This is a genomic window from Rubripirellula obstinata (genome assembly GCF_001642955.1).
Taxonomy (GTDB): domain Bacteria; phylum Planctomycetota; class Planctomycetia; order Pirellulales; family Pirellulaceae; genus Rubripirellula; species Rubripirellula obstinata.
Genome location: NZ_LWSK01000043.1, coordinates 17,128 through 44,065 on the forward strand (window position 1 = coordinate 17,128; position 26,938 = coordinate 44,065).

At 53.0% G+C, this 26,938-nt stretch carries 14 protein-coding genes, 2 tRNA genes and 2 rRNA genes; 8 read left to right on the top strand and 10 right to left on the bottom strand.

The window, feature by feature from the left end; translation table 11 throughout:
* The first annotated feature begins 178 nt into the window (after window positions 1-178).
* The 4 genes from RC85_RS12420 to bshB1 all read left to right on the top strand — a co-directional run bounded on the left by RC85_RS12420 (window position 179) and on the right by bshB1 (window position 6,237).
* Window positions 179-2,515: a hypothetical protein gene (locus tag RC85_RS12420; RefSeq protein ID WP_476748593.1), complete on the top strand. Its 2,337-nt coding sequence runs from the start codon at window positions 179-181 to the stop codon at window positions 2,513-2,515.
* A 140-nt stretch (window positions 2,516-2,655) separates the two neighbouring features.
* Complete coding sequence (locus tag RC85_RS12425) at window positions 2,656-3,471, top strand: enoyl-CoA hydratase/isomerase family protein (RefSeq protein ID WP_238383125.1); 816 nt, start codon at window positions 2,656-2,658, stop codon at window positions 3,469-3,471.
* A 166-nt stretch (window positions 3,472-3,637) separates the two neighbouring features.
* Window positions 3,638-5,086, top strand: coding sequence for a DUF389 domain-containing protein (locus RC85_RS12430; protein ID WP_068263108.1), 1,449 nt, complete (start codon window positions 3,638-3,640; stop codon window positions 5,084-5,086).
* A 413-nt stretch (window positions 5,087-5,499) separates the two neighbouring features.
* Entirely contained in the window at window positions 5,500-6,237 is a 738-nt protein-coding gene (bshB1, locus tag RC85_RS12435) for a bacillithiol biosynthesis deacetylase BshB1 (protein WP_068263110.1), read from the top strand.
* A gap of 48 nt (window positions 6,238-6,285) precedes the next feature.
* Here bshB1 and RC85_RS12440 read toward each other — a convergent pair whose 3' ends face one another.
* The 5 genes from RC85_RS12440 to RC85_RS12460 all read right to left on the bottom strand — a co-directional run bounded on the left by RC85_RS12440 (window position 6,286) and on the right by RC85_RS12460 (window position 13,557).
* On the bottom strand, window positions 6,286-6,591 hold the full coding sequence (locus RC85_RS12440; protein ID WP_068263111.1) for a hypothetical protein: 306 nt from the start codon (window positions 6,589-6,591) through the stop codon (window positions 6,286-6,288).
* A 30-nt stretch (window positions 6,592-6,621) separates the two neighbouring features.
* Window positions 6,622-9,789 (bottom strand): AsmA-like C-terminal region-containing protein, encoded by a 3,168-nt coding sequence (locus RC85_RS12445; RefSeq protein ID WP_162273205.1) that lies wholly within the window; start codon window positions 9,787-9,789, stop codon window positions 6,622-6,624.
* Between the two features lie 155 nt (window positions 9,790-9,944).
* The gene (locus RC85_RS12450; RefSeq protein WP_084422606.1) at window positions 9,945-11,561 is read right to left on the bottom strand and encodes a hypothetical protein; all 1,617 of its coding nucleotides are present in this window, start codon (window positions 11,559-11,561) and stop codon (window positions 9,945-9,947) included.
* A 20-nt stretch (window positions 11,562-11,581) separates the two neighbouring features.
* Window positions 11,582-12,562: a glycosyltransferase family 2 protein gene (locus tag RC85_RS12455; RefSeq protein ID WP_068263124.1), complete on the bottom strand. Its 981-nt coding sequence runs from the start codon at window positions 12,560-12,562 to the stop codon at window positions 11,582-11,584.
* A gap of 581 nt (window positions 12,563-13,143) precedes the next feature.
* Window positions 13,144-13,557 (bottom strand): FKBP-type peptidyl-prolyl cis-trans isomerase, encoded by a 414-nt coding sequence (locus tag RC85_RS12460; protein WP_068263115.1) that lies wholly within the window; start codon window positions 13,555-13,557, stop codon window positions 13,144-13,146.
* Window positions 13,558-13,775: 218 nt separating this feature from the next.
* Here RC85_RS12460 and RC85_RS12465 point away from each other — a divergent pair, with 218 nt between their 5' ends.
* Complete coding sequence (locus RC85_RS12465) at window positions 13,776-15,080, top strand: IS256 family transposase (protein WP_068263125.1); 1,305 nt, start codon at window positions 13,776-13,778, stop codon at window positions 15,078-15,080.
* A 123-nt stretch (window positions 15,081-15,203) separates the two neighbouring features.
* Here the strand turns inward: RC85_RS12465 and rrf are convergent.
* The 4 genes from rrf to RC85_RS12485 all read right to left on the bottom strand — a co-directional run bounded on the left by rrf (window position 15,204) and on the right by RC85_RS12485 (window position 19,358).
* Window positions 15,204-15,312, bottom strand: a 5S ribosomal RNA gene (rrf, locus tag RC85_RS12470).
* A 147-nt stretch (window positions 15,313-15,459) separates the two neighbouring features.
* A 23S ribosomal RNA gene (locus RC85_RS12475) occupies window positions 15,460-18,361 on the bottom strand.
* A gap of 757 nt (window positions 18,362-19,118) precedes the next feature.
* Window positions 19,119-19,191 (bottom strand) — tRNA-Ala (locus RC85_RS12480).
* A gap of 93 nt (window positions 19,192-19,284) precedes the next feature.
* A tRNA-Ile gene (locus tag RC85_RS12485) sits at window positions 19,285-19,358 on the bottom strand.
* A gap of 312 nt (window positions 19,359-19,670) precedes the next feature.
* Here RC85_RS12485 and RC85_RS12490 point away from each other — a divergent pair.
* Both RC85_RS12490 and RC85_RS12495 read left to right on the top strand, forming a co-directional pair.
* Window positions 19,671-21,641, top strand: coding sequence for a redoxin family protein (locus RC85_RS12490; RefSeq protein ID WP_068263126.1), 1,971 nt, complete (start codon window positions 19,671-19,673; stop codon window positions 21,639-21,641).
* A 416-nt stretch (window positions 21,642-22,057) separates the two neighbouring features.
* Window positions 22,058-22,693: a PEP-CTERM sorting domain-containing protein gene (locus RC85_RS12495; RefSeq protein ID WP_068263117.1), complete on the top strand. Its 636-nt coding sequence runs from the start codon at window positions 22,058-22,060 to the stop codon at window positions 22,691-22,693.
* Window positions 22,694-22,912: 219 nt separating this feature from the next.
* Here the strand turns inward: RC85_RS12495 and gnd are convergent, their stop codons facing one another.
* The gene (gnd, locus tag RC85_RS12500; protein WP_068263127.1) at window positions 22,913-24,391 is read right to left on the bottom strand and encodes a decarboxylating NADP(+)-dependent phosphogluconate dehydrogenase; all 1,479 of its coding nucleotides are present in this window, start codon (window positions 24,389-24,391) and stop codon (window positions 22,913-22,915) included.
* Window positions 24,392-24,882: 491 nt separating this feature from the next.
* On the opposite strand from gnd, the gene RC85_RS12505 reads away from it, so the two are divergent.
* Window positions 24,883-26,313, top strand: a complete 1,431-nt coding sequence (locus RC85_RS12505) for a DUF1598 domain-containing protein (protein WP_084422607.1) — start codon at window positions 24,883-24,885, stop codon at window positions 26,311-26,313.
* The last annotated feature ends 625 nt before the right edge of the window (window positions 26,314-26,938 follow it).

The window sequence follows — 26,938 nt, forward strand, 5'->3', positions numbered from 1 at the left end:
ACTTTCGGGGATTGCAACATAGATTCTGTTCCCGTAGGGCCATCGGCCCATTTACACGCAGCCGTAAATGCTTCCTCGATTTTAATCTTTGACCACAGTGGTCCAGAGATGTTTCCGGAGGGTTCCTTTGATGAGAGCACAAGTGATTAGAACAATTTTCGGACTTTGCGCGGCACTGATGTTTGCCGTTAGCGTCCAGGCACAATGTGGTGACTGTGGAGGCTGCGACAGCGGCTCTGCTTGCAGCACCGGCGGCGGAGTCGCATCGGATTGTGGCGGCGGCAGCGTCGTCATGGGAGATGGAGGTTCATGTGGACCGTCCGTCTCCTACGAAACACGAACGGTTATGCGTTCACAAATGGTGACTGAAACTCGCCAAGTACCAACCACGACGTACCAACGTCAAACGCAGACTCGCATGAAGAATGTGACGAAGCAAGTTGCACGCGTCGAAACCAAGACAGACACCTACACCGTAAATGTTCCTCAAACGCAAACGCGTACAGAAACATACACCGTGCAAGTTGCTGTTCCTTACACCGAGGAAGAAGCCTACACCGTTCAGGTTCCTGTCACGACTCAAGTCGAACAGTCCTACCAAGTGTCGGTTCCTTACACCGAGCAAGTGACTCAAGAGTACACCGTTCAGGTTCCAAAGACCGAACAGCGTACGGAAACTTACAGCGTTTCGGTTCCTTACACCGAGCAAGAATCCTACACCGTAACGGTTCCTTACACTGAGCAAGTTGCTCAGGAATACACCGTTCAGGTTCCTGTTCAAAAGACTCGCGAAGAAACCTACACAGTTACGGTTCCTTACACCGAGCAAGTTGAGCAAAGCTACCAAGTTCAAGTTCCTGTCACCACGACACGAACCGAAACTTATCAAGTTAGCGTTCCTTATACCGAGCAAGTTGAGCAAAGCTACACGGTACAAGTTCCTGTCACTTCGACTAAGACTGAGACTTATCAAGTGTCGGTTCCTTACACCGAAACCACGACTCAGAGCTACACCGTTCAGGTTCCTTACACAGAAACGCAAACGCAAACTTACAGCGTTAACGTTCCTTACACTGAAACCGTTGAACAACCTTACTCGGTTACCGTTCCTTACACCGAGCAAGTTGCTCAGTCGTACACCGTGAACGTTCCTTACACCGAGCAAGTTGCTCAAAGCTACCAAGTTCAAGTTCCTGTTCAAGAAACCAAGACTGCTTACCGTACGGTCAGCTCTTGCGTTCCTGTGACCACGATGAAGTCGGTCACCAAGGACATGGGGAGCTACCAATGCCAAGCTGTTCAAAGCGCACCTGCCTGTGGCGGATGCAACGACGGTTGTGGCGGATGTGCACCAGCTTGCCCAACGGTTAGCTACAAGAAGGTCTACGTACCGAACTGTGTTACCACTCAAGTTCCTACCACGACCTACAAGCGTCAATCGTCGCAAGTGCCTTACACTTACAACGTGACCAAGATGACCTGCCAAACGAAAACTCGTATGGTTCCTGTCACCAAGACGCGTACCGAAACTCGTCAACGTATGGTTAACGTTACGAAGTACCGCACCGAGCAACGATCGCGTAGCGTTCAAGTTCAAAAGTGCCGTACCGAGCAACGTACTCGTGACTACACCGTGACCAAGTACCGCAGCGAAACTAAGACTCGCGAAGTACCTGTCACACGTACTCGCATGGAAACTCGCACCCGCGAAGTTCCTGTGACCACGATGACGACTCAAACCAGAACTCGTATGGTTTCCGTTCAGAAGACTCGCATGGAAGATCGCACCCGCGAAGTTCCTGTGACGACCATGAACACCGAAACTCGTACTCGTATGGTTTCACAACAACGTACTCGTCAAGAAACTCGTACGCGTAGCGTTCCTTACACCGAGATGTCAACCGAAACCCGCACCCGCATGGTTTCGCAACAACGTACTCGTCAAGAAGAACGTACTCGCAGCGTTACCAAGTACCGCACCGAGCAAAAGACGAAGACCGTTCCTTACACGACCATGGTTTCAGAAACACGCACCCGCACCGTTCCTGTGACCAAGACTCGTATGGAAACACGCACCCGCATGGTTCCTCAAACCACGATGACCAGCGAAACTCGCACCCGTACGGTCAACAAGACTCGTATGGAATCGCAACAACGAACTCGCAACGTCAACTTCACCGTGAACGTTCCTGAGCAACGTACCCGCAGCTACAACGTTACTGTTTATGACACAGTGACCGAGCAAGTTCCGGAAAGCTACTCAGTTTGCGTTCCTGTGCAGTCGATGAAGACTGTTCAAGTTCAAGTTTGCAAGCAAGTTCCTTCGACGGTCACCGTTCCTGTTTACTCGGCTCCTGCTGTCAGCAGCCCGATGATGATGGAATCGGCTCCCATGATGGAATCAGCTCCTAGCTACGACAGTGGCTACAGCGAAGGCGTCATCATGGAATCAGCTCCAGCAATGCAAGCTGCCCCAATGGCAACCGGCGCTGGCTGCACCTCCTGTGGTGGCTGAGCTCCAGTTTCTGGAAGTGAACCATTGTAATAGTGCCTGCTGACCCAGCGGCACTCACGCAAAGTGAAAGCCTCGAAGACTTCGGTCTTCGGGGCTTTTTTTGTTATGTTGTGCCTCAATGTTTGCTTTAACACTGAATAATGCCACAAACGATCGAACAACGAATCATGCAACACGTTGACGTCAAAATTCATCAGAACGTGGCAACGATCCTGATGGATCGCCCCGATTCCCGAAACTCGCTGAACCCAACGTTGATCGAAGACTTGATGACCGCGTTTTCAGATGTGCATCAAGAAAAGGGCGTCACAGCAGTTGTTCTTTCGGGTGCCGGAAATGATTTCTGTGCCGGCTTAGATTTGGGCGTGATGCAGGAAATTGCGTCGATGCCACCCGGCGATGCAGCACCGGAATGGTTCAACGCTTGGAATCAACTGACTCGTCTGATCGAACAGATGCTTCGTTTCCCCAAGCCTGTCATCGCTGCGGTTGATGGATCCGCACTGGGCGCAGGCCTATCACTTGCCTTGGCCGCCGATATCATCGTGGCGTCTGAATCGGCGGCCTTTGGCAGTGTCGCGGTACGGCGTGGGTTGGTCGGCGCGACGACGACAGCGTTGTTAGCGTTTCGATTCGGTTCGGCATTGGCTGCAAGAATGTCGTTGACCGGGCAACCGATCGACGCGGCCGAAGCTTGTCGGCTTGGCATCTGCGACAAGCCAGTCGAATCGTCCCAGGTTTGGGTAACGGCCGTTGATTGGGCGAATCGATGCAGCCAAGCGCCGCGTGAAGCGATCCAAGCTACCAAAAAAGTGCTCAACGAAGACATCGGTGAATCGCTTTTGACGCAGCTTAATGCGGGTGCCGCGACCGGGGCGAGTGTTTGCACCACTGACGCGGCCGCAGAAGGAATCAAAGCGTTTTGCGAAAAGCGTCCGCCCGATTGGTCTTCTTAGGAATTGCCCCGAACTGCCTTCATGAGATTAAATCCCAACCCGAAAGCGTAAGCGAGGGACCTTGTTTGACGTGTAAATCCCTCACTTACGCTAACGCTTTCGGGTTAGGAAATCGGGAAGTTGTTTCGGGACAGTTCCCTAACCTTCGTTGCCAGGACATTTTCTAGTGAATCTATTTTTTGCTGTCTGTTCGCAAACCGAACTCAATCAAGGTCTGCCTTGGATTGAGCGGTTTTGCGAATCGATGTCCGCATCGGCGACGCTGGTTATCGTGGGATCCGATCGCAAAACGCTAGCCGCTTATGCGAAAGATTTTGCTGCGAAACACGACTTCGTCATCGCCACCGCAACAGTCGATTCCGATGTCGATGCGCTGATTGGGCATGTCCGAACAAACGATGCCGACTTACTTGTTCTGTGCTCAGATCACGACGACGATGCGTTTCAAAAGTCCATCTTTCACAAATCACCCACACCAACGGTTTGGATCAACAGCCAAGGTGATCCTCCCACAGATCCGTCGCATGTTTTCAGTTTAGGTCCGTCCAACAAACCGGCCACAGATTCAATTTGCAGGCAGTTGCTCGGACTCGAAACCGGAATCGAACTCCTTGGTTCTCACGAACTTGATTCAGAAGAGGGTAGCTCGAAATCGCTGAACTCGAAATCACTGACAGAGCGGGTTCTGTCAGCCCAACAAAGTCGCTGTGAATCCGGTGATCTGATCATTGTTGACTGTGTTCGCAATGGGAACCAGCGAGAACGAGAGCTCGGAATGGCGTTGTTTGCAGGGACGACATCGGCTTCGGTGTTGTTGCACCAACATGGTGAAACTGCAATCGACAATTGGGCCAGTCGCATTCGTGACCTAGCGGCAAAAGTAGCCGAGCCCATGGATCGCGAGCAACGAATTGAATTGGCGCAGTCGCTAACGGAAGGGTCGCAGCCGAACCTGGAATTCCTTGGTTTGATCAGTGCATCGTCAATGCTGGCAGCGTTTGGTTTGTTGCAAGATTCGGCGGCGGTGGTCATCGGCGCGATGCTGATCGCGCCACTCATGACTCCAATCCTGGGAGCCGGTTTGGGATTAGCACACGGGAATCGGCCGTTGTTCAAGTCTTCCCTGGTGACAATTGGATTGGGATTCTTAAGTGCGTTGGCTGCCAGCTTTTTGTTTGGTCTGTTGGTGCGATTTACCCAAGGGATTTCCAGCACTGGTGAAATGTGGGCAAGGTGCAATCCAACGATACTCGATTTTTGCGTTGGACTTGTCGGCGGGATCGCGGCGTCTTACGCAAGAACCCGCCGACATTTATCGTCAGCACTGGCGGGTGCTGCGATCGCCGCGGCTCTCGTTCCGCCAATATCGACCGCAGGTTTGCAGCTAGCATTCGGAATGACGCAGTCGGGCGATCGAGGAAATCCGATCATTGGTCCGCTGTTGTTGGTATCCATCAACGTTCTAACCATCATGGTCGGTTCGTCGTTTGTGCTGTACTTGCGAGGTCTGCGAAGCGATCGATCAACGATTCAAACGGACCGATGGGGCCTGCGAATGTTTGTAGGCCTGATTATTCTGGCCTGCCTTGTTATGGCCGGTTTACTGAATCGCTAAAGTCTTGACGATGCTCGGTAAACGCCATTAAGGAAGGCTATCAAGGAAGGTCGGAACAACAACTGACGCAATGGATCTTGCCAAAGATCTCTCCTTGCTGGAATCTTTAGCAGACACGCCCGACAAAACTGCAAAGTGAAAATCCTTGATCTGGAAAAAGTTCAAATAACCGAACCAATCCCGCTACAATCTCCGATACCAAGTTAATCCAACTTGCGCTCAGTTGCGTAGCCCAACGCCGTGAAGAGTTTTGGTCCCGGAAAACACGGATTAGTTCGTTTAGCCGCGTGGGCATCGCCCCGCGCGTCGTGCTGACCTCGAACGCGCGGGGCGATGCCCACGCGGTTAAACAATTTAGAAACCCTTCACGGCGTTGGGCATCGCCCGGGACCAGTTACTTCGGAACATCACACATGCCAATGATTCACACTTGTTCGCCGAGCGATCTACCCGCTACCGATCCGCTGGACATGTTGGTCGTTGCACCTCACCCTGACGATGCGGAATTGGCGTTGGGTGGGACGATTGCCAAGATGGTTGACGAAGGAATGCGGGTCGGCATTCTGGATTTGACGACAGGAGAACCAACGCCACACGGTAGCGAATCGTTGCGCCGCGAGGAAACGATCGCGGCCACTGAAATCCTGAAGGTCACGTGGCGTGGCAACGCCGGGTTGGTTAATCGCAAACTGGAGGCGACGCTGCAGGCTCGTGAATTGGTCGCGAGTTATTTCCGAATGCTACGTCCGCGATGGATTTTTGCGCCCTACTGGAACGATGCTCATCCGGATCATGTTGCCGCGACTGACTTGATTGAAGCGGCCAGGTTCTGGTCAAAGCTAAGCAAGACCGATATGCCAGGCGATCGCTTTCACCCCGAACGAGTCTACTACTATTTTTGCATTCACTTGCGGTTGGCGATTGAACCAGACCTGATTGTTGACATCAGCGATCATTGGGAAAGGAAACGACGCGGCATCGAAGCCTATCAAAGCCAGTTCATTGCCGGACGACCCACCGAGCCGCCGACACTGATCGAGCGACTCGAATCCGACGCCGCTCATTGGGGAAATTTGATTGCCCGCCGATACGGCGAACCCATCGCAACCAAGGAACCGTTGGCGATCCGTTCGTTAAGAGATCTGATTTAGAAGTGACCGTAGGCCGTGTTGAGCAAAGCGAAACACGGCCTACATCGGTTACGCTTCCAAATCTAAGTGACCGTCGTGGTTCGAGCTTGCTTCTTGCTCCTCCGGTGACTCACCCTGTTTTTGTTCTTCGCCACTTCGTTCAAACACATCTAAAATCTGACGGCCGTTCGCGTCACGATCGCCTGTTTGCTCACCTGCTTCGAGCGAATTATCGCCGTCTGCTTTTCCGCCAGGCGATGTTGCTGCGGATTGTCTTGCGGAAGCCTGTGCGGCTTGGTTATCGCTTTCACCGCCTTTGGCTGCGGCGCGAGACGTGCCGGCCACCGATGCGGCAGCGGCTGGATTGATGTTCATCGGTTTCTCTCCTGCGAAATGGAAACTTCTCTAACGCCGTAACCTCGGTTCGGATGTCGCCCCTGCGGAACGGACTTGTGACGGATCTGATTCACGATTCATTCCTGGGAACCAACGGCCCAGTGTCTGGCTGACCCCGTCCAACGCGCGTCGTTCCACATGCGGATTGGAAATGGGGCCGTTGACGTCAATCGTCCAAAGTGTGTAGCGACGGCTTTTCAGCGGTCGAAAGACTTGGGTGAAACTGTTCTTCGGACTCACTCGAGTATTGAAGGTCAAATCCAATTCGTTTCTTCGATCCAGGGTTCCACCGCCCTGCAATGAAACCAGGTCGCCCCAGAGTTGCATGTCACTGAAGGTCAGCGAATCACCGAATAACGTAAATTCAACCTGACCGTCAGTGAACGCGTAATCTTCTGACGCACTGATGCGAAGAAGATTGAGCACTTGAACCAAGAACGGCAGCTTATAGAGATTGGCACCACTCACTTCGGCTGCGCCAGTGCCCTTCAATAGATCCGTGGTGCTAAGGTTGCCTTGAAGTTGAATTTGTCCGCCAAACGTTCCCGTCATTTCTTGATCCGAGTGCCCAAATTCGGCCAACAGGGTTGGCATCTGACCATCCGACATCGCTAGTTGCACGTCGAAGTTTCCGGAGGAAAAAACCAAGTCACCATCAAGATCGATCGCCCCGCCAAACATATTGCCTCGGATTGTTTGGCGGCTCGCTTGTTCTCCTAATGTCAGGCGATCGTCCACGATCGAAAACGGTCCTCGAACGCCGGTGATCTGCAGGTCATAGGCGTGCATCGAATCCAACTTAACCTGTCCATCGGCTCGCAGCGTTGTTTCGTCTCGATGTCCCTTGACCAAGACTTCGCCACGCAAAGAATGCACCGGTCCAACGTCTCCGATTCGGTTGCCTTCCAATTGAAGCGCAAGATCCCAATCGACATCGGTGGTTGGGACATATTCAGACGGCAGAGCGATTTGAGTGTTGCCACGAATACTGACCGGACCGCGAAGCTGCAACCGTCGCATGGCCTCTCGCATTTCACCAGGCAGCGACGCAATCAATTCAGCGTCGGGATGCAGCCGGCTGCCACCATGTAAATCCAACGACAATACCCAGCGACCATCGGGGCCTTCGATACAACTGCCATCGGCGAACATCCTTGATGCATCGTGGCTGCCGCGAATCGACTGAATCATCACTTGGGAACCATCAAAGTGAACCGAGCCTTCGGTCAAATCGATGCGGTAGGGAATCGACGGGGGCTTCAGGCTTAAGACTCGATTGGTCACTTGCCCATGGCCGAGTTGATGAGCTTTTACATCAAGCCCTAGCGGAGTTTTCGGATCTTGCTTGATGACCAAGACATCCAGCTTGTCTAAAACTCCACTTGGCGAAAGCGTATCCCAAACTTGACGTGTTTGAGCCGGCAACGACTGACGAAGCGACTCATCCATCGGAACACCGGCCGCTTGAAACCGAAGTGCAAGTTGCGGTGCAGGCTGTAGTGCAGAGGTGTTTTGTGAGTTTGCAAGGCTTGGCAATCGGTATTCGCCGCTGCATTGAATCACACCTGCATTGGCATTGGTCGCACGAAAACCTTTTAACCGCACCAGATCATCTTTGACTTCGATCGTGCCAGCAACGTTGTACAGTGGGTACGCGAATTTTTCGTAGGTCAAGCGTCCGTCAACGACTCGCAGATCGATCTGGCGTGATTTAACGTTGTTCGCATCGGTGGCAAACGTTGCGCTGGCCAGCCGTATGCTACCCGAGGGATTCAAGCTTCGTACAAACTGCTCCATCGCCCCGGCGGATGTGCTGCCCAATGGCGACAAAGATCGCAGCAATGTTCGATCGATCGGTACTGGTCCGTCGGTTGCAATCGCAAACGATTTTTCGTGTGTCAAATCTGGACGAATGGGCATCCGAAACAGACATTGCATTTGGTTGCCCGCGATCCGGCCGCTCAAGTCATCCGTGATCAAGAATCCATGCGTCACCTTGATGCGTCCAACCAATTGCTCGATCGGATAGGGAAACTTTTCGTAACGAACATCGACGCCTTTGCAAATCAGTTCACCTTCCGTTCTCCATTTCGCTTGACGACAAGTGACGTCGGCATCAATGTCGATGCGGCCGATCGGCTGAATCTTTTCCCAGCCTTCGCGAAGCTTTGCCGGAAGTGCTTTGGCAATGCGATCGTTCAACATCAAGCCAACCGTTTCCACTTTCAAGTCCACGTCACATGGAAAGCGATATCCAGCAGTCTTGCCTCTGATTCGCACGACGGCATCACCAAGTTTTGCTTGAGAAGCTTCGATGGTCATGCCACCTGGATCGCAAACAATTTTGCCGCTTAGTCCAGTGATGGGATACGGGATCGATGGGTGACTGAATTGACCATCGTGAACATTGGTGGTCATGCGGAAATTTACATGCCCACTAGGGTCTTGGAACACGGCCAACCCAACGTCACCCACGCATCGTAACATCCGCGCGTCACGAATTTTGTTGGCCCATGGCGTTGGTAGTCGATCGAAGAGGCCGCGATCGAAACGTCCGCCCGATGCCATCACGCGGAAATCGGTTGCCCCGTTTTTCGTGGAGATTTTGGCAGTAATTTGATTTGCGAATTCAGCAGAACCACGGAGCGTGATCTCTTTGTTGCAGTTTCCATCGACGCTTGTGCGATTGATGATCACAACATCGCTAAGCTCTGCCTTGATCGGGCGCTGGTCTGGGGCGCCGTGCAACTGAATCGTGACATCACGCAGATCCATCCGCGGCGCTGCTGGGCCCAAAACGGGCAACGGCATTAACGATTCAAGCGAGACTTTGCCGTTTGGCTTGATCCATGCTTCGGCATGAACACCTTCCAAAACAACTCGCTCAGTTTGAATCGGATTTTGTTTTGTCTTCAAACGCTCGGCATTGAACGATCCCATGACCGTCAACCGATCAATACGAACCAGTGGGCGACGTCCCGATCCGACGACACCTGCTTTTTGCTCGATCAACAGCCCTTCCAATACCAAACCACGGGCCGGATCAAAATTGCCTCGGCGGATCGAAACATGGTGGTCGGAATAGTGCAGTTGCAATTGGGCGAGCACGTTCCGGCGAACGGTTTCACCGATCGTTTGAGGCGCAAGCGAACGAATGACGAACAGGATGGAAACCACGATTAGCGCAGCAAAAACCACACGAGACGTACGGCTCGTCTTTCGTGATGGGGCGGCTTCCGATTTCGCTTTCAATCCACGCCTTCCGTTGCGCGCGATTCTGACGCGGAAATCACGTCAAATCCAGCTCGAAGAGTACCTTTCAGCGGCGTTCGCTATCCAGTCCAATCCTGCCAAAGGTCATACAACCAAGGCGATTGCCATGGGTTTGCCAGCGCTGTTGACATCGAAGCCGTACTGATTGCTATCAACACAATTGCCAGCACTCGAAACCATCGATATTGCGACCAATCATCCAATGTGACTGCAACCATGGGGATCCAAAGTGGCATGAACCAAAGAACCCAGCGAAAATACGAACTGACGCCTCCGTAATTGCGGTCAATCAAGGGGCGCATGACGTAGAAGGCCACGCAAACAATGCTGGCAATGCTGACCGCAATCGAAAACCGCATCAGATCGGCGGGGCCGAAGAGCACCAACCTGACAATCCCAAACGGAATTAGAAAAAACAACGGCGTCAGCGAAAAAATGCCATGATGACCAATGGTAATGTGGAACAAATAGGCCCATCTGGAAGGCTCGCCCAAATCGACGCCTCGGCGGCGACCGTCTTGCCAATAGCTACCAGGGTATTCGTACCAATCATCCCATAACCTCATTTCCCAGTGTCCGCCTTTGTCTAGCAAAGCATAATCACGACTGGCCGCCGTGATTCGCCACCGTTCTGATTCGTCCGAATGTGAAAGCTGAATACTTTGCTCCTTGCCCAGACGACTGACTTCCCGCAAATGCACTTCCAACTGCTCGGATAAGTCTTCCAATTTCTGGTCGTTTGAAATGGTCGAATCCGTTGTTTTAATAAACTTCCCGACCTTCATTCCGTTGCCACGATGCGCATATGCCGGGCGCAGACTTTGATGCGCGATCCAATTGGTGCCAAAAAACAAAAACGCAACTAGCGACGCGCCCAAGAAAATTGGCACGGCTGAAGATCTTTCAAGTAGAAAAAACAATCCAACGAACAAGACGGCCATCGCGAGCGCCGGAAGCTCATTCGCAACACCAAACGCGATCGCGATCCCGGCCAGGAAATAAACCAGCGGATGAACAGACTTCCAAACGCCGTATTCGTCATCCAGAATTTCCGCGGCGTAAAAATAGAGTGCAGTCGCTACCGCAATCGACGCGGCCGCTGGCAAATGGTTGCCCAGCGAAATTGAAAACGGCAACAACATCGTGCAAAACGAAGTTGCGATCATCGCGGTGTACTTCGCCCAAGATGTGCGACAGAGATGATCAATCACACTGGCCATCGACCACAGAAAAATTCCGTACAACGGCAAATTGACCAACAACAAAATGATTTTTGGAATCAAAATCGGGTGGTCAGTTATCTTCAGCCCCGTGCACTTGTTGATCACCCAGTAAACACCTGCCACCATCGTGGGAAAAAGCGGTGGTTTGCTACTGTAAAAATGGACCGTGCCGGTTGGCCCACGATGCTGAACTTTATCGATCGTGTCCCAAGGCCGACGGCCGGAATTATTCGGATCGCGGATCGAAATCACATCATCGATGACATACGTTCCGTGCTCCACCAGTGATGCCACCGTACACCAACGGCTACGATCATTCGCAGACAGAAACGCGGTATCACCTTCGGGACTCTTTGCGAATATGATCCCGACAGCAATGACGGTTAGTGCCAACAAGATGATGATCTTGAACTTAACCCAACGTTTCGCTCGTTTGATGACGTGTTTCTTCACTTGCCCCGCACCTCAGCCATTCAAGCTGAGTGATCTCCTTCGTCAGATGCCAACCGCCCGACCTTTTCAGCAACGCTAAAAGCGGATCCTTGGGTGGTGGTGCGAGAAACAATCAGTTCGGCCAGCAAACCCGTCGTCAAGAATTGTGCACCCAGTAAAACGGCCAAGATGCAGTAGTAGAAAACGGCTGTTTGGTGCAAATGCACATTCACCATCGAATCGGACCAGTGACTTAACAAGCGAATCACTGACAAGTAAACAATCCCCAAACCTCCCGCAGCAAAACACAGTAAACCGATCGAACCAATTAAGTGGAAAGGACGACTGGAATAGCCGGTCAACAAGTGAACCGTCATCAAGTCCAAGAAACCCTTCACCAATCGGGATACTCCGTACTTGGAATGTCCAAACTTACGAGCATGATGTTTGACTTCGATCTCGCCGACTTTCCAACCTTTCGCGGCGGCTAGAACAGGAACGAAACGATGGCGTTCGCCATACAGCGTCACCTCGTCAAAAATCTCTCGGCGATAAGCTTTGAACCCGCAGTTGTGATCGTGAAGTTTGACCCCAGTTAGCCAACTGACCAACTTATTAAATGCCAAGCTCGGCATCAGTTTGTGCCAAGGATCATGTCTGACTTTTTTCCAACCGCTGACAAGGTCCAGCCCTTGATTCATGGATTCTAGGAATCGGGGGACTTCCGCCGGATCATCTTGCAGGTCGGCATCCATCGTGATCACAATTTTGCCAACCGACGCCTGAATCCCCGCCTGCAATGCATCGGCTTTGCCAAAGTTGCGTCGGAAACGAATGCCACTGACTTCATCACACTCTGCGCAAGCGGCTTGGATGACTTTCCAAGATTCATCCGTCGAACCATCGTCGATCAGAACTACTTCGTGACGGATATCTGATCGCTGGCAAACTTGGCTAATCTGTTGAACCAGATCTGCAATGGAATCCTGTTCGTTGAACACGGGAACTACAAACGACACCATCGCAACGTCACCACTGCGTACGTCTAGCGAAACGTCCAAGGACGGATTTGTCGCCTGCAATGATGGGATGCCTAAAACCAAATCGAGAACCGCTATAGAGGGGTTTGGGTAAGGTTCTAGTATGCACCAAAAGCCTCATAAAGGTAGACCACCTAAACGGTTTTTAATCTCCCACTATTCTATTTCCAGCAAATGTGTCGTGTGTCGATCGAGTGTTGTTCGTGGGAAGTCTTGTGAATAGATGTAGGCCGCAGCATGTAGGCCGTAGCATGTAGGCCGTAGCGAGCCATAGCGAGTTACGGCGGTATGCGCAACTTGCCGTAACTCGCTATGGCTCGCTACGGCCTACATACTGGCGATCAGTGAAATGTGCCGTTGCCGCAATGTTTCGCAGCGGTCCAGTTCGTGTTGTCTGTCATCGTGCAGCTTGCTAAATTTGCTGCGTTGCAATGCTTTTCATCAGGGGCTTCTAGCGACCCATGAAAGTAGGCCGTAGCGAGCCATAGCGAGTTACGGCGGTACGCGCAAATTGCCGTAACTCGCTGTGGCTCGCTACGGCCTACGAGAGCTACGGCCAGGTGCTACTTCACATCAAACAGTTCGACCAGGAATTGCAATGTTGCCCCGCCAGGAATTACGGGTGGCATTCCTCGTGGACCGTAACCGAGGTCGGACGGTATTTGCAGTTCGATCATTCCGCCTTGACCTACCAATTGCATTCCTTCAGTCCATCCTGGGATGACTCCGCTGAGCGGGAAGGAAATGGTTTCGCCGCGACGATAAGAACTGTCAAAGATAGAACCGTCTTCCAACCAACCTTTGTAATGCACTTCGACTGAATCGGAAGCAGCCGGCATGGCACCATCGCCTTTTCGTAGGACGCGATACTTTAGCCCCGAAGTGGTTTCGGTGAATTCGCTGCTGGCATCATCGTCGATGGCACCGGGATCGGTAATTTGTTGGTCGTCGGTGGGTCCGGTGTTTAATTGAGTCATGGGTGAGTCCTTGTTGGTGGAGCGTCTTGGATGGAGCGAGACAGGGTGCGGCGAAAATGCCGTATTTCGCTCCGCTCAATACGGCCTATAAAAGACATGGCTTACACAGAATGCGAGAGGTATTGTCGAAAGTTGTGTTCTTGAGTGAATGAAAAAGGTGGCGCATCCTGTTGGAACTTCAACCCTCCAACGGCCCGAAGTGGGCAAAGGAATACGCCATGAACAAGACTAAAACAGACCGACCCGACGTGCCAGTGGACGAGGCTCTCGATCCAGAAGTGATTTCCTTTCGGAGTCATTTCGATCAGCGGAGTCCGCTCGATGAAATTGTCAAAGAAGGAGCCAGGCGGATGCTACAAGCCGCGATCGACGCCGAAGTCGATACTTTCATCCAGCAGCATGCCGATCGCACCGACGAGCACGGCAGGCGGCTGGTCGTCAAAAACGGAAACCTTCCCGAGCGGGAAATCCTCACCGGGGCCGGGTCCATTGCCGTCACCCAGGGCCGAGTTCGCGACAACGATCCTGATCGCAGCAAGAGAATCACGTTCTCACCGAGCGTGCTGCCGAGCTACTTGCGAAAGACCAAGGCCATCGAAGAACTCATCCCCTGGCTTTACCTCAAAGGAATTTCTACTGGTGATTTCGGTGAAGCTTTGCAGTCGCTCGTTGGTGAGCGTGCGGCGGGTTTGAGCGCCAACGTGGTCTGCCGGCTCAAGGAGCAATGGTCGGGCGAATACGACGACTGGAGCAAGCGGGATCTGTCCGACAAACACTACGTTTACGTCTGGGCTGACGGCATTCATGCCAAAGTGCGATTGGAAGACGATGCCAACAAAAAACAGTGTTTACTGGTACTGATGGGAGCCACGCCCGATGGTCGCAAAGAACTGATCGCGGTGCTCGACGGTTATCGCGAAAGCGAACAAAGCTGGAGCGAGTTGCTGATCGACTTGAAGCAGCGTGGTTTGAAAATGGCACCGAAGATCGCTGTGGGTGATGGTGCTTTGGGCTTCTGGGCGGCGATCCGAAAAGTGTTCCCCGAGACACGTGAACAACGCTGCTGGGTTCACAAGACGGCCAACGTTTTGAACAAGATGCCCAAGAGCGTTCAGCCCAAAGCGAAAGGCGACCTGCACGAAATCTGGCAAGCTGAAACGAAAGACGATGCGAACAAGGCGTTTGACCACTTCTTGGAGAAGTACGGCGCGAAATACGCAGGGGCGTGCGATTGTTTGCGGAAAGACCGCGACGTGTTGCTGACGTTCTATGACTTTCCAGCGGAGCACTGGAGCCACCTGCGGACGACCAACCCGATTGAGTCAACGTTCGCGACGATCCGTCTTCGTCATCGAAAGACCAAAGGCAGCGGCACGAGGCGAGCGAGTTTGACGATGATGTTCAAGCTCGCCGAGTCCGCATCAAAGAAATGGAGACGGCTTAACTGCCACGAAAAACTCACCCTCGTCATCGAAGGACGTTCCTTCAAAGACGGAATCATGCAGGATGAAATTGCCGCCTAATTCTAAATCTCAGAACACAACATTTGACAATTGCTCAGAATGCGATCAGCAAAATGCGATCAGAGAAATGCAATCGGCGCATAAAAAAACCCTTTTGTTGGCTACAACAAAAGGGTTTCAAAAATCTGGCAATACCTACTTTCACGCTGGTGTGCACTATCATCGGCTCTCAAAGCTTGACTGCTGTGTTCGGGATGGGAACAGGTAGAACCTTTGAGATATGGTCGCCAGAAAGACATGATGCAAGATATTTCACCTGCATCACGCCATGTTTTGACATGGTGTTGTTTGGTAATCGATTCATCGATCTACTTCTTGTCACTTTTGGACGCGTTTTAATCTGAACTCGACAAAGGATTGTCTTGAGTGCGGGATATCAACGGCCAAGTCTTCGCCCGTTAGTACTGGTTAGCTTAATACCTTACGGTACTTACACGTCCAGCCTATCAACCAAGTCGTCTTCTTGGGGGCTCTCGTCTCAATGACATACAAAACCTAATCTCAGAGCGGGCTTCACGCTTAGATGCTTTCAGCGTTTATCCTTTCCGAAGTTAGCTATCCAGCCGTGCCGCTAGCGCGACAACTGGTACACCAGAGCTTCGTCCAACTAAATCCTCTCGTACTAAAGTTGAATCTCTTCAAGTTTTGAACGCCCACGGCAGATAGGGACCGACCTGTCTCACGACGGTCTGAACCCAGCTCACGTACCACTTTCATTGGCGAACAGCCAAACCCTTGGGAGCTTCTACACCCCCAGGATGTGATGAGCCGACATCGAGGTGCCAAACCGCATCGCCGCTGTGGACGCTCGGATGCGATAAGCCTGTTATCCCCGGAGTACCTTTTATCTGATGAGCGATAACCCTTCCATTCGGGATTACCGGATCACTAAGACCTACTTTCGTACCTGCTCGACTTATGGGTCTCGCAGTCAAGCACACTTCTACCTTTACGCTCTTCGCATGATTGCCGACCATGCTGAGTGTACCATTGCACTCCTCCGTTACTCTTTGGGAGGAGACCGCCCCAGTCAAACTGCCCGACTGACACTGTCCTTTGCCCCGATTCAGGGGATCAAAGTTAGAACTAAAATATGACCAGGCTGGTATTTCACCAACGACTCCCCGGTAGCTAGCGCTACTGGATCAAAGTCTCCCAGCTATCCTACACAGAACATATCTCAGCCCAATATCAGCCTACAGTAAAGGTTCACGGGGTCTTTCCGTCTAACCGCGGGTATGTGGCATCTTCACCACAACTACAATTTCACCGGGTCGGTGGTTGAGACAGTACTGAATTCGTTACACCTTTCATGCAGGTCGGAACTTACCCGACAAGGAACTTCGCTACCTTAGGACCCTCATAGTTAGGGCCGCCGTTTACCGGGGCTTCGGTCGCCAGCTTCGCTTACGCTAACTGTCTTCCTTAACCTACCGGCACCGGGCAGGTGTCAGTCTCTATACATCCACTTGCGTGTTAGCAGAGACCTGTGTTTTTGATAAACAGTCGATACAGTCGATTTTCTGTGGCCTCTCTCAGCGTGAACCAAAAGAGGCGCCCCTTATCGCGAACTTACGGGGCCATTTTGCAGAGTTCCTTAACCACCGTTCTCCCGAGCGCCTTAGAATTCTCATCTCGCCTACCTGTGTCAGTTTTAGTACGGTCAGTTGCTTAAACTAGTGGCTTTTCTTGGACGTCCTTCCAATGACTTCGAGAACTTAGATGCTCTCGAGCTATGCCTTGTCGGACACCAGTATTTTAACCCTGGATGACTCAGCTTTCGCTACGGACATTTCTATTCGTACCGCTCACTTTCTGGACGCCGTCCCCACATCGTATACACAACCGGCGAAGGAATATTGACCTTCTATCCATCCCCTACGCCTTTCGGCCTTAGGTAAGGTACCGGCTAACCCTGGGCGGAATTGCCTTCCCCAGGAAACCTTAGGCTTTCGGCGAACAGGATTCTCACCTGTTTTATCGTTACTCATTCCGGCATAATCACCCGATGAAGCCGACACCACTCGTTACCGTATGGCTCGTATCTCTTCATCGGCGCTCTCCTACCACTGTAGATAAATCTACAATCCGCTGCTTCGGTGTACCACTTACTCCCGTTCATTATCGGCGCAGAAATACTCGACTGGTAAGCTGTTACGCACTTTTTAAATGGTGGCTGCTTCTAAGCCAACATCCCAGCTGTCATAGTATCTCAACTTCCTTAGTGACTAAGTGGTCCTTCGGGACCTTAGCAGGCGATCTGGGTTGTTTCCCTCTCGACCCTGGAGCTTATCCCCCAGGGACTGACTGCCGCGGTAATTTTTCCGGTATTCGGAGTTTGGTTCGGTGAGGTACCCCGGGAGGGGCCCCCATCCGATTCAGTCTCTCTACCCCCGGAAAATAGTTTACACGACGCTATCCCTCAAGATATTTCGGAGAGAACGAGCTATCTGCTGGTTTGATTACACTTTCAGTCCTCCCCACAGGTCATCCCCTCAGTTTTCAACCTAAGTGGGTTCGGTCCTCCACGCAGTTTAACCCGCGCTTCAACCTGCCCATGGGTAGATCACACAGCTTTCGCGTCTGCAGCATACGACAATGTTCGCCCTATTCAGACTCGGTTTCCCTTGGGCTACGCTCCGTAAGAGCTTAACCAAGCCGCATACCACAACTCGCCGGATCATTATGCAAAAGGCACGCCGTCACTCGTTGGCTAGTAAACTAGCCCATAGAGCTCCGACCGCTTGTAGGCACATGGTTTCAGGTTCACATTCCTCCCCTAGCAGGGGTTCTTCTCACCATTCACTCACGCTACTGGTACGCTATCGGTCATAAAGGAGTATTTAGCCTTACGGGATGGTCCCCGTGGATTCAGTCCAGGTTTCACGTGACTGGACCTACTCAGGTGCTTCTACCGTGTGAATAAGCTTTCGTGTACGGGACTGTCACCCTCTGTGGCGATACTTTCCAGAATCTTCCACTAGCCATTCACAATCAGATATTGAAGTCCTACAACCCCTCAGAGGAAACCTCCAAGGTTTGGGCTCTTCCGATTTCGCTCGCCGCTACTGACGGAATCGATTTTTCTTTCTCTTCCTCTGGTTACTTAGATGTTTCAGTTCACCAGGTTGTTACGTGCTCACCTATGTATTCAGTGAGCCGTTTTCAGGAATCCCGGGATCATTGCTTGTTTGTCAGCTCCCCCAGGCATTTCGCAGACTTCCACGCCCTTTTAACACTTTATGCCAAGACATCCCCCATGTGCCCTTGATAACTTGGCCGTCGAAATCCCGAACTCAGAACTGAAAACAAACCACCAAGCAGGCTTGGCAGCCATCATCACCCTGAACACGCAATTTCAATCAGTTAGTTATTAACGATATCACATTCGCTGCTGAAACCAACAATCACCTTCTCGTATAAAACAAGCTAACACTTGCAAAACAAGCGAAGGCAAATGCTTCGTCCAACAACTAGCAAGAAATCCTTCATTCGAATTCAATGCCGACCTTCGTAAACCCTGCTGCAAAGCAGAGCAAACTCCAATCGACAACGCTTCCAAAAGAACTCTTCTTTTGTTTGCACCACCTTCTCCCTGAATCCTCCGCAAGCCGCAGCAACAAGTTGCCAACAGCAAGTGTCGATTCAAATCAAAGGCAATGCACTTCTATCTAGATTTCTCTAGATGCCAATTACCAAACAACCAAATTGTCAAAATATCAGTTTCCAGCCGCCGGAAGTTATCCGGGTAAGCTGAAGACGCTACTCGAAAGCAGCCGGGCAAATCTCGTACCGAGACTCATCCGGTCACCTGCGTGTCAGGCGTCTTTCCCAAGTGGGAGGCGAAGATTAGCGTCGTCTCTTGTTGGCGTCAACCGAGTCTTCGCAAGAAATTCAAATTAGTTTCTTGGAGTCTTCTCGGAAGACATTTTCGCAGCGAGGCAGGCATCGAAGCCTTCGCCGTTGCGGGTCGCAGGTTGTCGCAGAAGTCTTGTGCGGGCACAAGGACCAAGTGAAACAATTCTGCAAAATAAAAAGTGGAGGTGGACGGACTTGAACCGACGACATCTGCCTTGCAAAGGCAGCGCTCTCCCAACTGAGCTACACCCCCTGAGGGAAGCTGTTAGCTTTTAGCTATTAGCCATTAGCTCGTGAGTTTACAAAAGCTAATTGCTAATAGCTAGCCGCTAAAAGCTAATTTCCATGGGCGTACCAGAACTCGAATCTGGGACCTCGTCGTTATCAGCGACGCGCTCTAACCAACTGAGCTATACGCCCGAATTTGTTGCTCGGCCTGTCCACACCCTACGGGCAAACCAGGCCGTCCATCAAATCAGAGCGACGAATCATACGGAATGTGCGCCCGCTGTAAAGGGAAGCCCATCACGAAAGTTGTTGGATTGTCACCCCAATGCTTCGGTAAGATGGGTGCATCGGCATGTCCCTTCGCTGAAAGTCAACAAAGATGCCTCAGAAAGTGACATTTGCACAGCAAGCTTGGTTCGCCACAATGCAAGCGTGAAAACCGACACAACCACCCACGCTTTGATCCAACGCCGACCAAAGCTAGCTAACAAAAGAGAATCAAGAATGAAGGATCATCTGTTGAGTTCCCTGTTTGTAACCAGGCAAAAACTGCGAGCGAATGTCTCTCGCTGTATCGTTTTATGCTGTTTTTCCCTGCTTTCCACTTCGCTGCTTTCCACATCGCTGTTTGCCGCCGCACCGGCCGCTTCCGCCGCACTGAAATTGGAACCTGTTCAGCCCGACGTCGACTTTGAACGAGTCCCGGGCGATCAAGCTAAATTCTGCAAAGTGTCAGACATCGACCGAAAAGGATGGTCCGGATGGCAAGTTTCCGGCCCCGATGGAGCGATGTTGCGACGATTTGCGGACACCAACGGAGATAAAAAAGTCGATCTTTGGAGCTATTTCAAGTACGGCGTCGAAGTCTATCGAGACATTGACGGCGATTTCGACGGGAAAGCCGACCAATATCGCTGGCTGGGCACCAGCGGCACGCGTTGGGGCATCGACGAAAACGAAGACGGACAAATCGATCGCTGGAAACAAATTTCTGCCGAAGAAGTCTCGTCGGAACTCGTCGCAGCTCTGCGAGAATCCGATCCAGAGCGTTTTGCGGCGCTGCTGATCACACCGTCGGAAGTCAAATCGTTGGGCATGGGGCGAGCCAAAATGCAGCAAATCGCTGCGAAGGCTTCGCGTGCGGCAACCGATTTTGCAAGCCTCGCCAAACAGCAAAAAGCTGTCGCTCGTGACGCCCGCTGGATGCAGTTTGCTGCCACCAAGCCCGGCGTCGTGCCCGCCGGAACCGACGGGTCCACCGACGATGTAACGGTCTACGAAAATGCTGTCGCGATGTATGTCAATGGCGGCGAAGACGGTGAAAATGGCCAATTGATGGTGGGCACCCTCGTCAAAGCAGGCGACGCGTGGCGATTGGTGGACCTGCCATCGCTGGGCACCGACGGCGAAGCGATCGCGATGAGCCGCGGTAACTTCTTTACTTCCGGTTCTGCCCGCCCCGAAGCTTCCGCGGCCGGCGGCTTGGGACAAGAAACTCAGCGGTTAGTAACAGAGCTCGAAGACATCGATACCGCCCTGGCATCGGCAACCAAAGAACGGGAAATCGCCAGTTTGCACGGGCGACGAAGTGACATCATCGAGTCTTTGATCGAACAATCCGGCAGCCCCGCCGACCGCGAAACGTGGGTTCGACAACTGGTCGATACGCTCAGTGTGGCTGTCCAAAGTGGTGCTTATCCCGATGGCGTCAAACGTCTTCGCACCGTTTCTAGAAAGCAAGCCGGTGACGACAAGTCGCTGCAAGCGTACGCCGATTTCGAGGCGATTAGTGCCGAATACGTGGTCCGCCAAACCCCCAAAGCCGACTTTGCCGAAGTCCAAGAATGGTACTTGGATGCTCTAACCGGCTTCGTCGATCGCTACCCAAGAACCCCCGAAGCCGCCCGAGCCTGGTTGCAATTGGCACTGAGTAAAGAGTTCGAGGACAAGGAAAAAGAGGCCCTGGGTTTCTACAAAAAAGTCGCCGCCAGTTTCCCCGGCACCGATGCGGGACAGCGGGCCGCCGGTGCGGTTAAACGGCTTGAATCGGTCGGCCAACGCATCGAATTGGAAGGCGACACGCTGGACGGGCGATCGTTCAAGCTAACGGCAATGCGAGGCCGCCCGGTGGTGATTCATTACTGGGCCACCTGGTGCGAACCTTGCAAACAGGACATGAAATTGCTGCGCCGATTGCAAGCCAATTACAAACGAGCGGGCTTGCAAGTCGTCGGCGTCAACGTCGATGCGTCGGCCGACATGGCGGTTGCTTACTTGAAAGAAACTCCGCTGCCATGGGTGCAATTGTTCGAGCCCGGTGGCCTGGAACAAAGCCGCTTGGCAACCTCACTGGGCGTCCAAACTCTGCCCACAATGATGTTGATCGACGCCAACGGAAAAGTGGTCCGCCACAACATCCGAGCAGCCGAATTGGACGAAGAACTCAGCGACATGCTGAAGTCGGCCAAACGCTAATTGGGATCGAGGGCCATCCCTCGCTGACGCGTTTGGGTTGGGAAATAGTTTCCCGGTTTCGCCGTAGCTGGGCCCGCCAGGGTTCAGTTCATCAAGAACGGTTCAGTTCATCATGCGCTGTGCTCAACTGAACCCTGGCGGGCCCAGCTACGACAGAGGTCGCCAGCTACTGAAATTGTGCAAGGACAATTCCCAAATCGGTGGCCACGCCTCGTTTTGCGGTAAAAATCTGTTTGTTTTGGCAACATTGTGCTGCCCGGTGGCCCTTCTGTTAAGGTAGACAAACTACACTTAGACCAAGATTACGGGTTGTAGAGTCAACAAGCCCGGACACAACCCGTTCTTTCGGGGTGTGCGAGTTTGCAGATTCTCCGAACCAGACGCTCTTTTTTACCTCCAACAAAAAGACAATCCACATGAAGAAACTTTTTGGAATTTTAGCAGCAGGACTGCTCTGCTTTTCGATGACACAGTCGGCGTCAGCGGCGTTGGTTGCTCAGTACGAATTTAACACTCCGGGCGATACCGAAGGTTGGACCGGATTCAACACTGCGCTCACGGTAGATGGGGTCAGTGCCAATGGGACTGCGTCGGGTAATGACCCACAACTGCGTTTGCTCTCCCCCGGGCTGTCTTTGTCACCTACGGCGACAGCCTGGGATGCGGTGACATTTCGCGTTCGCGAAGTTCAAGATGAGTCACCGGCTGGTCCGATCGGCTTCGATCAGACTGGAACCATTTTCCAGGTGAATTTTGTTGCTGGGGGACTGACGCCAGAAACTGTGCAAGGTAATTTCGTCGCTTCGGCCTCAGGCGGGGATTTCTTCACTGTGACTGTTGATATTTCTGGTATCAACGCGTCAACCTTCGAGGAGATTCGCTTGGATCCAATCGGTGGTGCCTCCGCGAACAGCAACTCCCAGACGGATGGTAATTCCTTTCAGGTCGATTTCATCACGATCACCGACAACGCTGTTGCTATCCCAGAACCATCTTCCCTCGCTCTCCTTGGCCTTGGTGGACTCACGATGCTGCGTCGTCGTCGCAAGTAGTCGCTTATGCCGCCCTGCGTCGTGACAGACGCTAGGTGTTCCGCCTTAGCTTAAACATTTGAAACCCGGCCATGCCAGCATGACCGGGTTTTTTCGTGCCCGGATGATTTGGGCAAAACGATGGAGGGGCAAAACGATGATGCGTGGACGGTCTGGTCAGATGACGACTGCGCACCATCGTTTTAGCGACCACGCCAGCCTGGCATTCCGCTGACTTGATTATGCCTTGGGCTCTTTCCGCAATTGAATCCATTCGCTGTGGAAGGTGCCTTCCATGTCGGTTCGCTGGTAGGTGTGGGCACCGAAGTAGTCTCGTTGGGCCTGCAACATGTTTGCGGGCAAGCGAGCCATGCGGTAGCCATCGTAGTAGCATAATGCGGTGCTGAATGCCGGGACCGGAATGCCCATGATTGAGGCGACCGCGACGACCTTCCGCCACTTCTCTTGCGAGTTCTCGACAGCCTTCTCGAAGTACTCGGTCAGCAACAGGTTTTCCAAGTTCGGATCGGCGTCGAAGGCTTCCTTGATGCGATCGAGGAACTGAGCCCGGATAATGCATCCGCCTCGCCATAGCAACGCACAGGCCCCGTAGTTCAGTCCCCAGCCATGCTCGGCCGAGGCGGCTTGAAGCTGCACAAAACCTTGTGCGTACGAGACGATCTTGGACGCATAGAGTGCCTGACGAACGGCTTCGACGAATTCGGCACGGTCGCCGATCAGGGACTTGGCGATCGTTTGCATTTCCGGATTGGAATCGGCCGCGGGACCATCGAGCGACTTGCTGGCCCGAACTCGGTTGTCCTTCTGAGCCGACAAACCACGAGCGAACACGGCGGTCGTCACCAACGTGCTGGGCACGCCCAAATCGAGAGCCAACTGGCTCATCCATTTCCCAGTGCCCTTCGCACCGGCAACGTCCAAGACCTTATCGACCAAGTACCCGTCGCCGCCCTGGTCATCCTTGACGCTGAAGATGTCACGCGAAATCTCGATCAGGTAACTTTCCAGCTCGCCACGATTCCAATCATCGAAGACGTCATAGAGATCTTCGTTGGTCAGTCCGCCCAGTTCACGAAGCAATTGATAGGCTTCGCAGATCAACTGCATATCGCCATATTCGATGCCGTTGTGGACCATTTTAACGTAGTTGCCCGCACCGCCGCTGCCGAGCCATTCGCAGCACGGGATGTCGTTGTTGGGGCCAACTTTGGCGGCAATTGCCTGGAACATTTCTTTAATGTGAGGCCAAGCGTCCGCCGATCCGCCCGGCATCAGGCTGGGCCCCTTCAAGGCACCTTCTTCGCCGCCGGAAACGCCACAACCGACATACAGCAACCCAGCAGCTTCGACCTGTTTGGTGCGTCGCTCGGTGTTCTGGTACTGTTCGTTGCCACCATCGATGATGATGTCGCCGGGTTCGCAATACGGCAGCAATTGCTCGATGATCGCGTCGACCGCCGGGCCGGCTTTGACCAACATCATCAGCTTACGCGGTCGTTTGACGGCTTTGACGAATTCTTCGATCGTGTGGGTGCCGACAAAGTTCTTGCCCTTCGCCCGACCTTCCATCAACGCATCGACCTTGGCCGTGGTGCGGTTGTAGACCGCGACCTTGTATCCACGGCTTTCGACGTTCAGAGCCAAGTTTTCGCCCATCACGGCCAGTCCAATCAGTCCAAAATCACAGTCGCCGCTCATCGATGTTTCCATAGGTTAGGGGGCTTTGTTTCAATATCGCCAAGTTGCCTGAAATTCTAAACGACACCGGCGTCGATCGTTAGCCGGGGCAGCGAACGAGTTCGGGTGCAGGAATCTCAGTGGGCAGTAATCGTAAGTGGGCATGCTTTCTCGTAGGCCGTCGCGAGTGAAGCGAGTGACGGCAGCGATGTCGGAAATTGCCGTAACTCGCTTCACTCGCTACGGCCTACTTTTGGGCTTTTTGCCTGCCCCAGGCTCTTTCCAAAGAACCCAAACCAGATCTCCCGCCCCTAAAACACTCACAACCCAAAGTTTTCGCAGCACAATTGCCGCACGATGGGTCAGATTTGTTGATCGATCGCGGTCGGGCGATTATTGTCAGGGTGGATTCTGTGCATTTTTTGAATGCCAAGCCACCGCTGGCGGCCAGCAAGCTGCCAGCAAGCGATATTTCTATTCAAACCACGTGAGCCACTGGCGTTTCACCTCCCATGAATATCTCCCGTCAATTTGCATTCTTGGCAGCACTGGTTGCACTCTCATTCTCTTTCACAGCCCCGGTTGACGCACAAATCGGCGGTGGCGGCGGCGTTGGCGGCGGTGGTGGTGGCGATGGCGGTGGCGACATCATCTTCGGAAACCCGATCGCAGGAATCGATGTCGATGCGGCAGGCGTTTTGAAGGTCCGTCAATTTGACCCACGATTGGCGGTTCAACGTCGTAAGGCCGTCATGGTGGCTGCACGCGGTGGAGACGCCGATGTGATGCAAACGAGTGCCCTGCGAAAGGTCTCACTGAACCGACTCGAAAAAGCCATCGCAGAACAAATTGCCGCGGGCAACGATCCAAGCGAAGCGATGAACGCGCTCGCTGGCTTAACGTCAGTCCAATACGTTTTCTTTTATCCTGAAACCAAAGACATCGTGATCGCCGGTCCAGCCGAAGGCTTCTTCGCCGATCCCACCGACCGCTTGATCGGCGTTCAATCAGGACGCCCGGTCGTGCTGTTGGAAGACTTGGTGACCGCCATGCGAGCCTACGCACCGGGCGCCGCTGGCAACTCGGTTATCAGCGTTTCGATCGACCCAACCCCCGAAGGCTTGCAGAGGATGCAGTCCTTCCTGTCATCGGTTCGCGGACGCGTTCAACCCAGCGACGCTCGTCGCCTTGCCCTGGGCCTGAAAAACAATCTTGGACTGCAACAGGTCACCTTCAAAGGCATTCCCGATACCACTCACTTTGCCCGCGTTCTTGTTGAAGCGGATTACCGAATGAAATTGATCGGCATCGGCCTAGAAGAATTGCCGATCGCCTTTCGCAGCTACGTCGATCGCGCCAGTCCCAAGGCAGTCGCTTCCAACGCGATGGAACGCTGGTACTTCCAACCCAACTATGACGGTATCGCTGTCAGCGAAGATGGATTGGCGATGAAGATCAAAGAACGTGGCGTGCAGTTGGTCGGTGCCAACGAACGAGTCGCCAATGGCAACCGGATTAAAGGCGGCCGAGTGAACAAGGCAAGCCAAGCGTTCTGCCAAGACTTTACCGACAAGTTCAACCTGATCGCATCTCGCGTACGCGTCTACGGCGAACTGCGTCAATTGATTGACGTCGCGATCGCAGCCGCCTACATCCAACAGCAAGACTTTTACACGCAGGCCAATTGGAATGCTGAAACGCTGATGGACGAATCCAAAGTTCGCGTCGAAACTTACACCGCACCCGAACAAGTTGAAACGGCAGTCAATGCCGTCTGGCGTGGCAACACGCTTATGACACCTCTTGGCGGCGGAGTGCAAATGCAACCGCGTGTCGCACTCAACAAAGATCGCTTAACGATCGACACCAAGGGCGAAACCGTCGCGGTGAAAACCAGCGAAGGCCCAACCAACCTAGCCGACGGCCAATGGTGGTGGGACTGAGGTTCCCTTCACGGCGCTGGGCATCGCTCTGGCCTTGAAGAGTTTTTAAACTGTTTAACCGCGTGGGCATCGCCCCGCGCGTCCACCCGGAACGAACCGCGCGGGGCGATGCCCAACGCCGTGAAGAGTTTCTTAATCGTTTAACCGCGTGGGCATCGCCCCGCGCGTTGTGCTGGCCCGAACGCGCGGGGCGATGCCCAACGCGGTTAAACGAACTAACACGTTTTTTACGGGATCAAAACTCTTCACGGCGTTGGGCGATGCCCAAGCGGTTAAACGAACCAACACGTGTTTTTCCGGGACCAAAACTCTTCACGGAGTTGGGCATCGCCTTAGCCTGATGAAAGTCCCCTTGAAAATCATTGCAACGCAGCAAATTGGGCAAGCTGCACCATGGCCGACAACACAAACTGCAGCGCTGCGAAGCATAGTGGCAACGGCACATTTCCCTGATCGCCAACATGTAGGCCGTAGCGAGCCATAGCGAGTTACGGCAATTTGCGCAACGCCGTAACTCGCTTTGGCTCGCTACGGCCTACTTGAAAATCATTGCAACGCAGCAAATTGGGCAAGCTGCACCATGGCCGGCAACACAAACTGGAATGCTGTGAAGCATAGTGGCAAC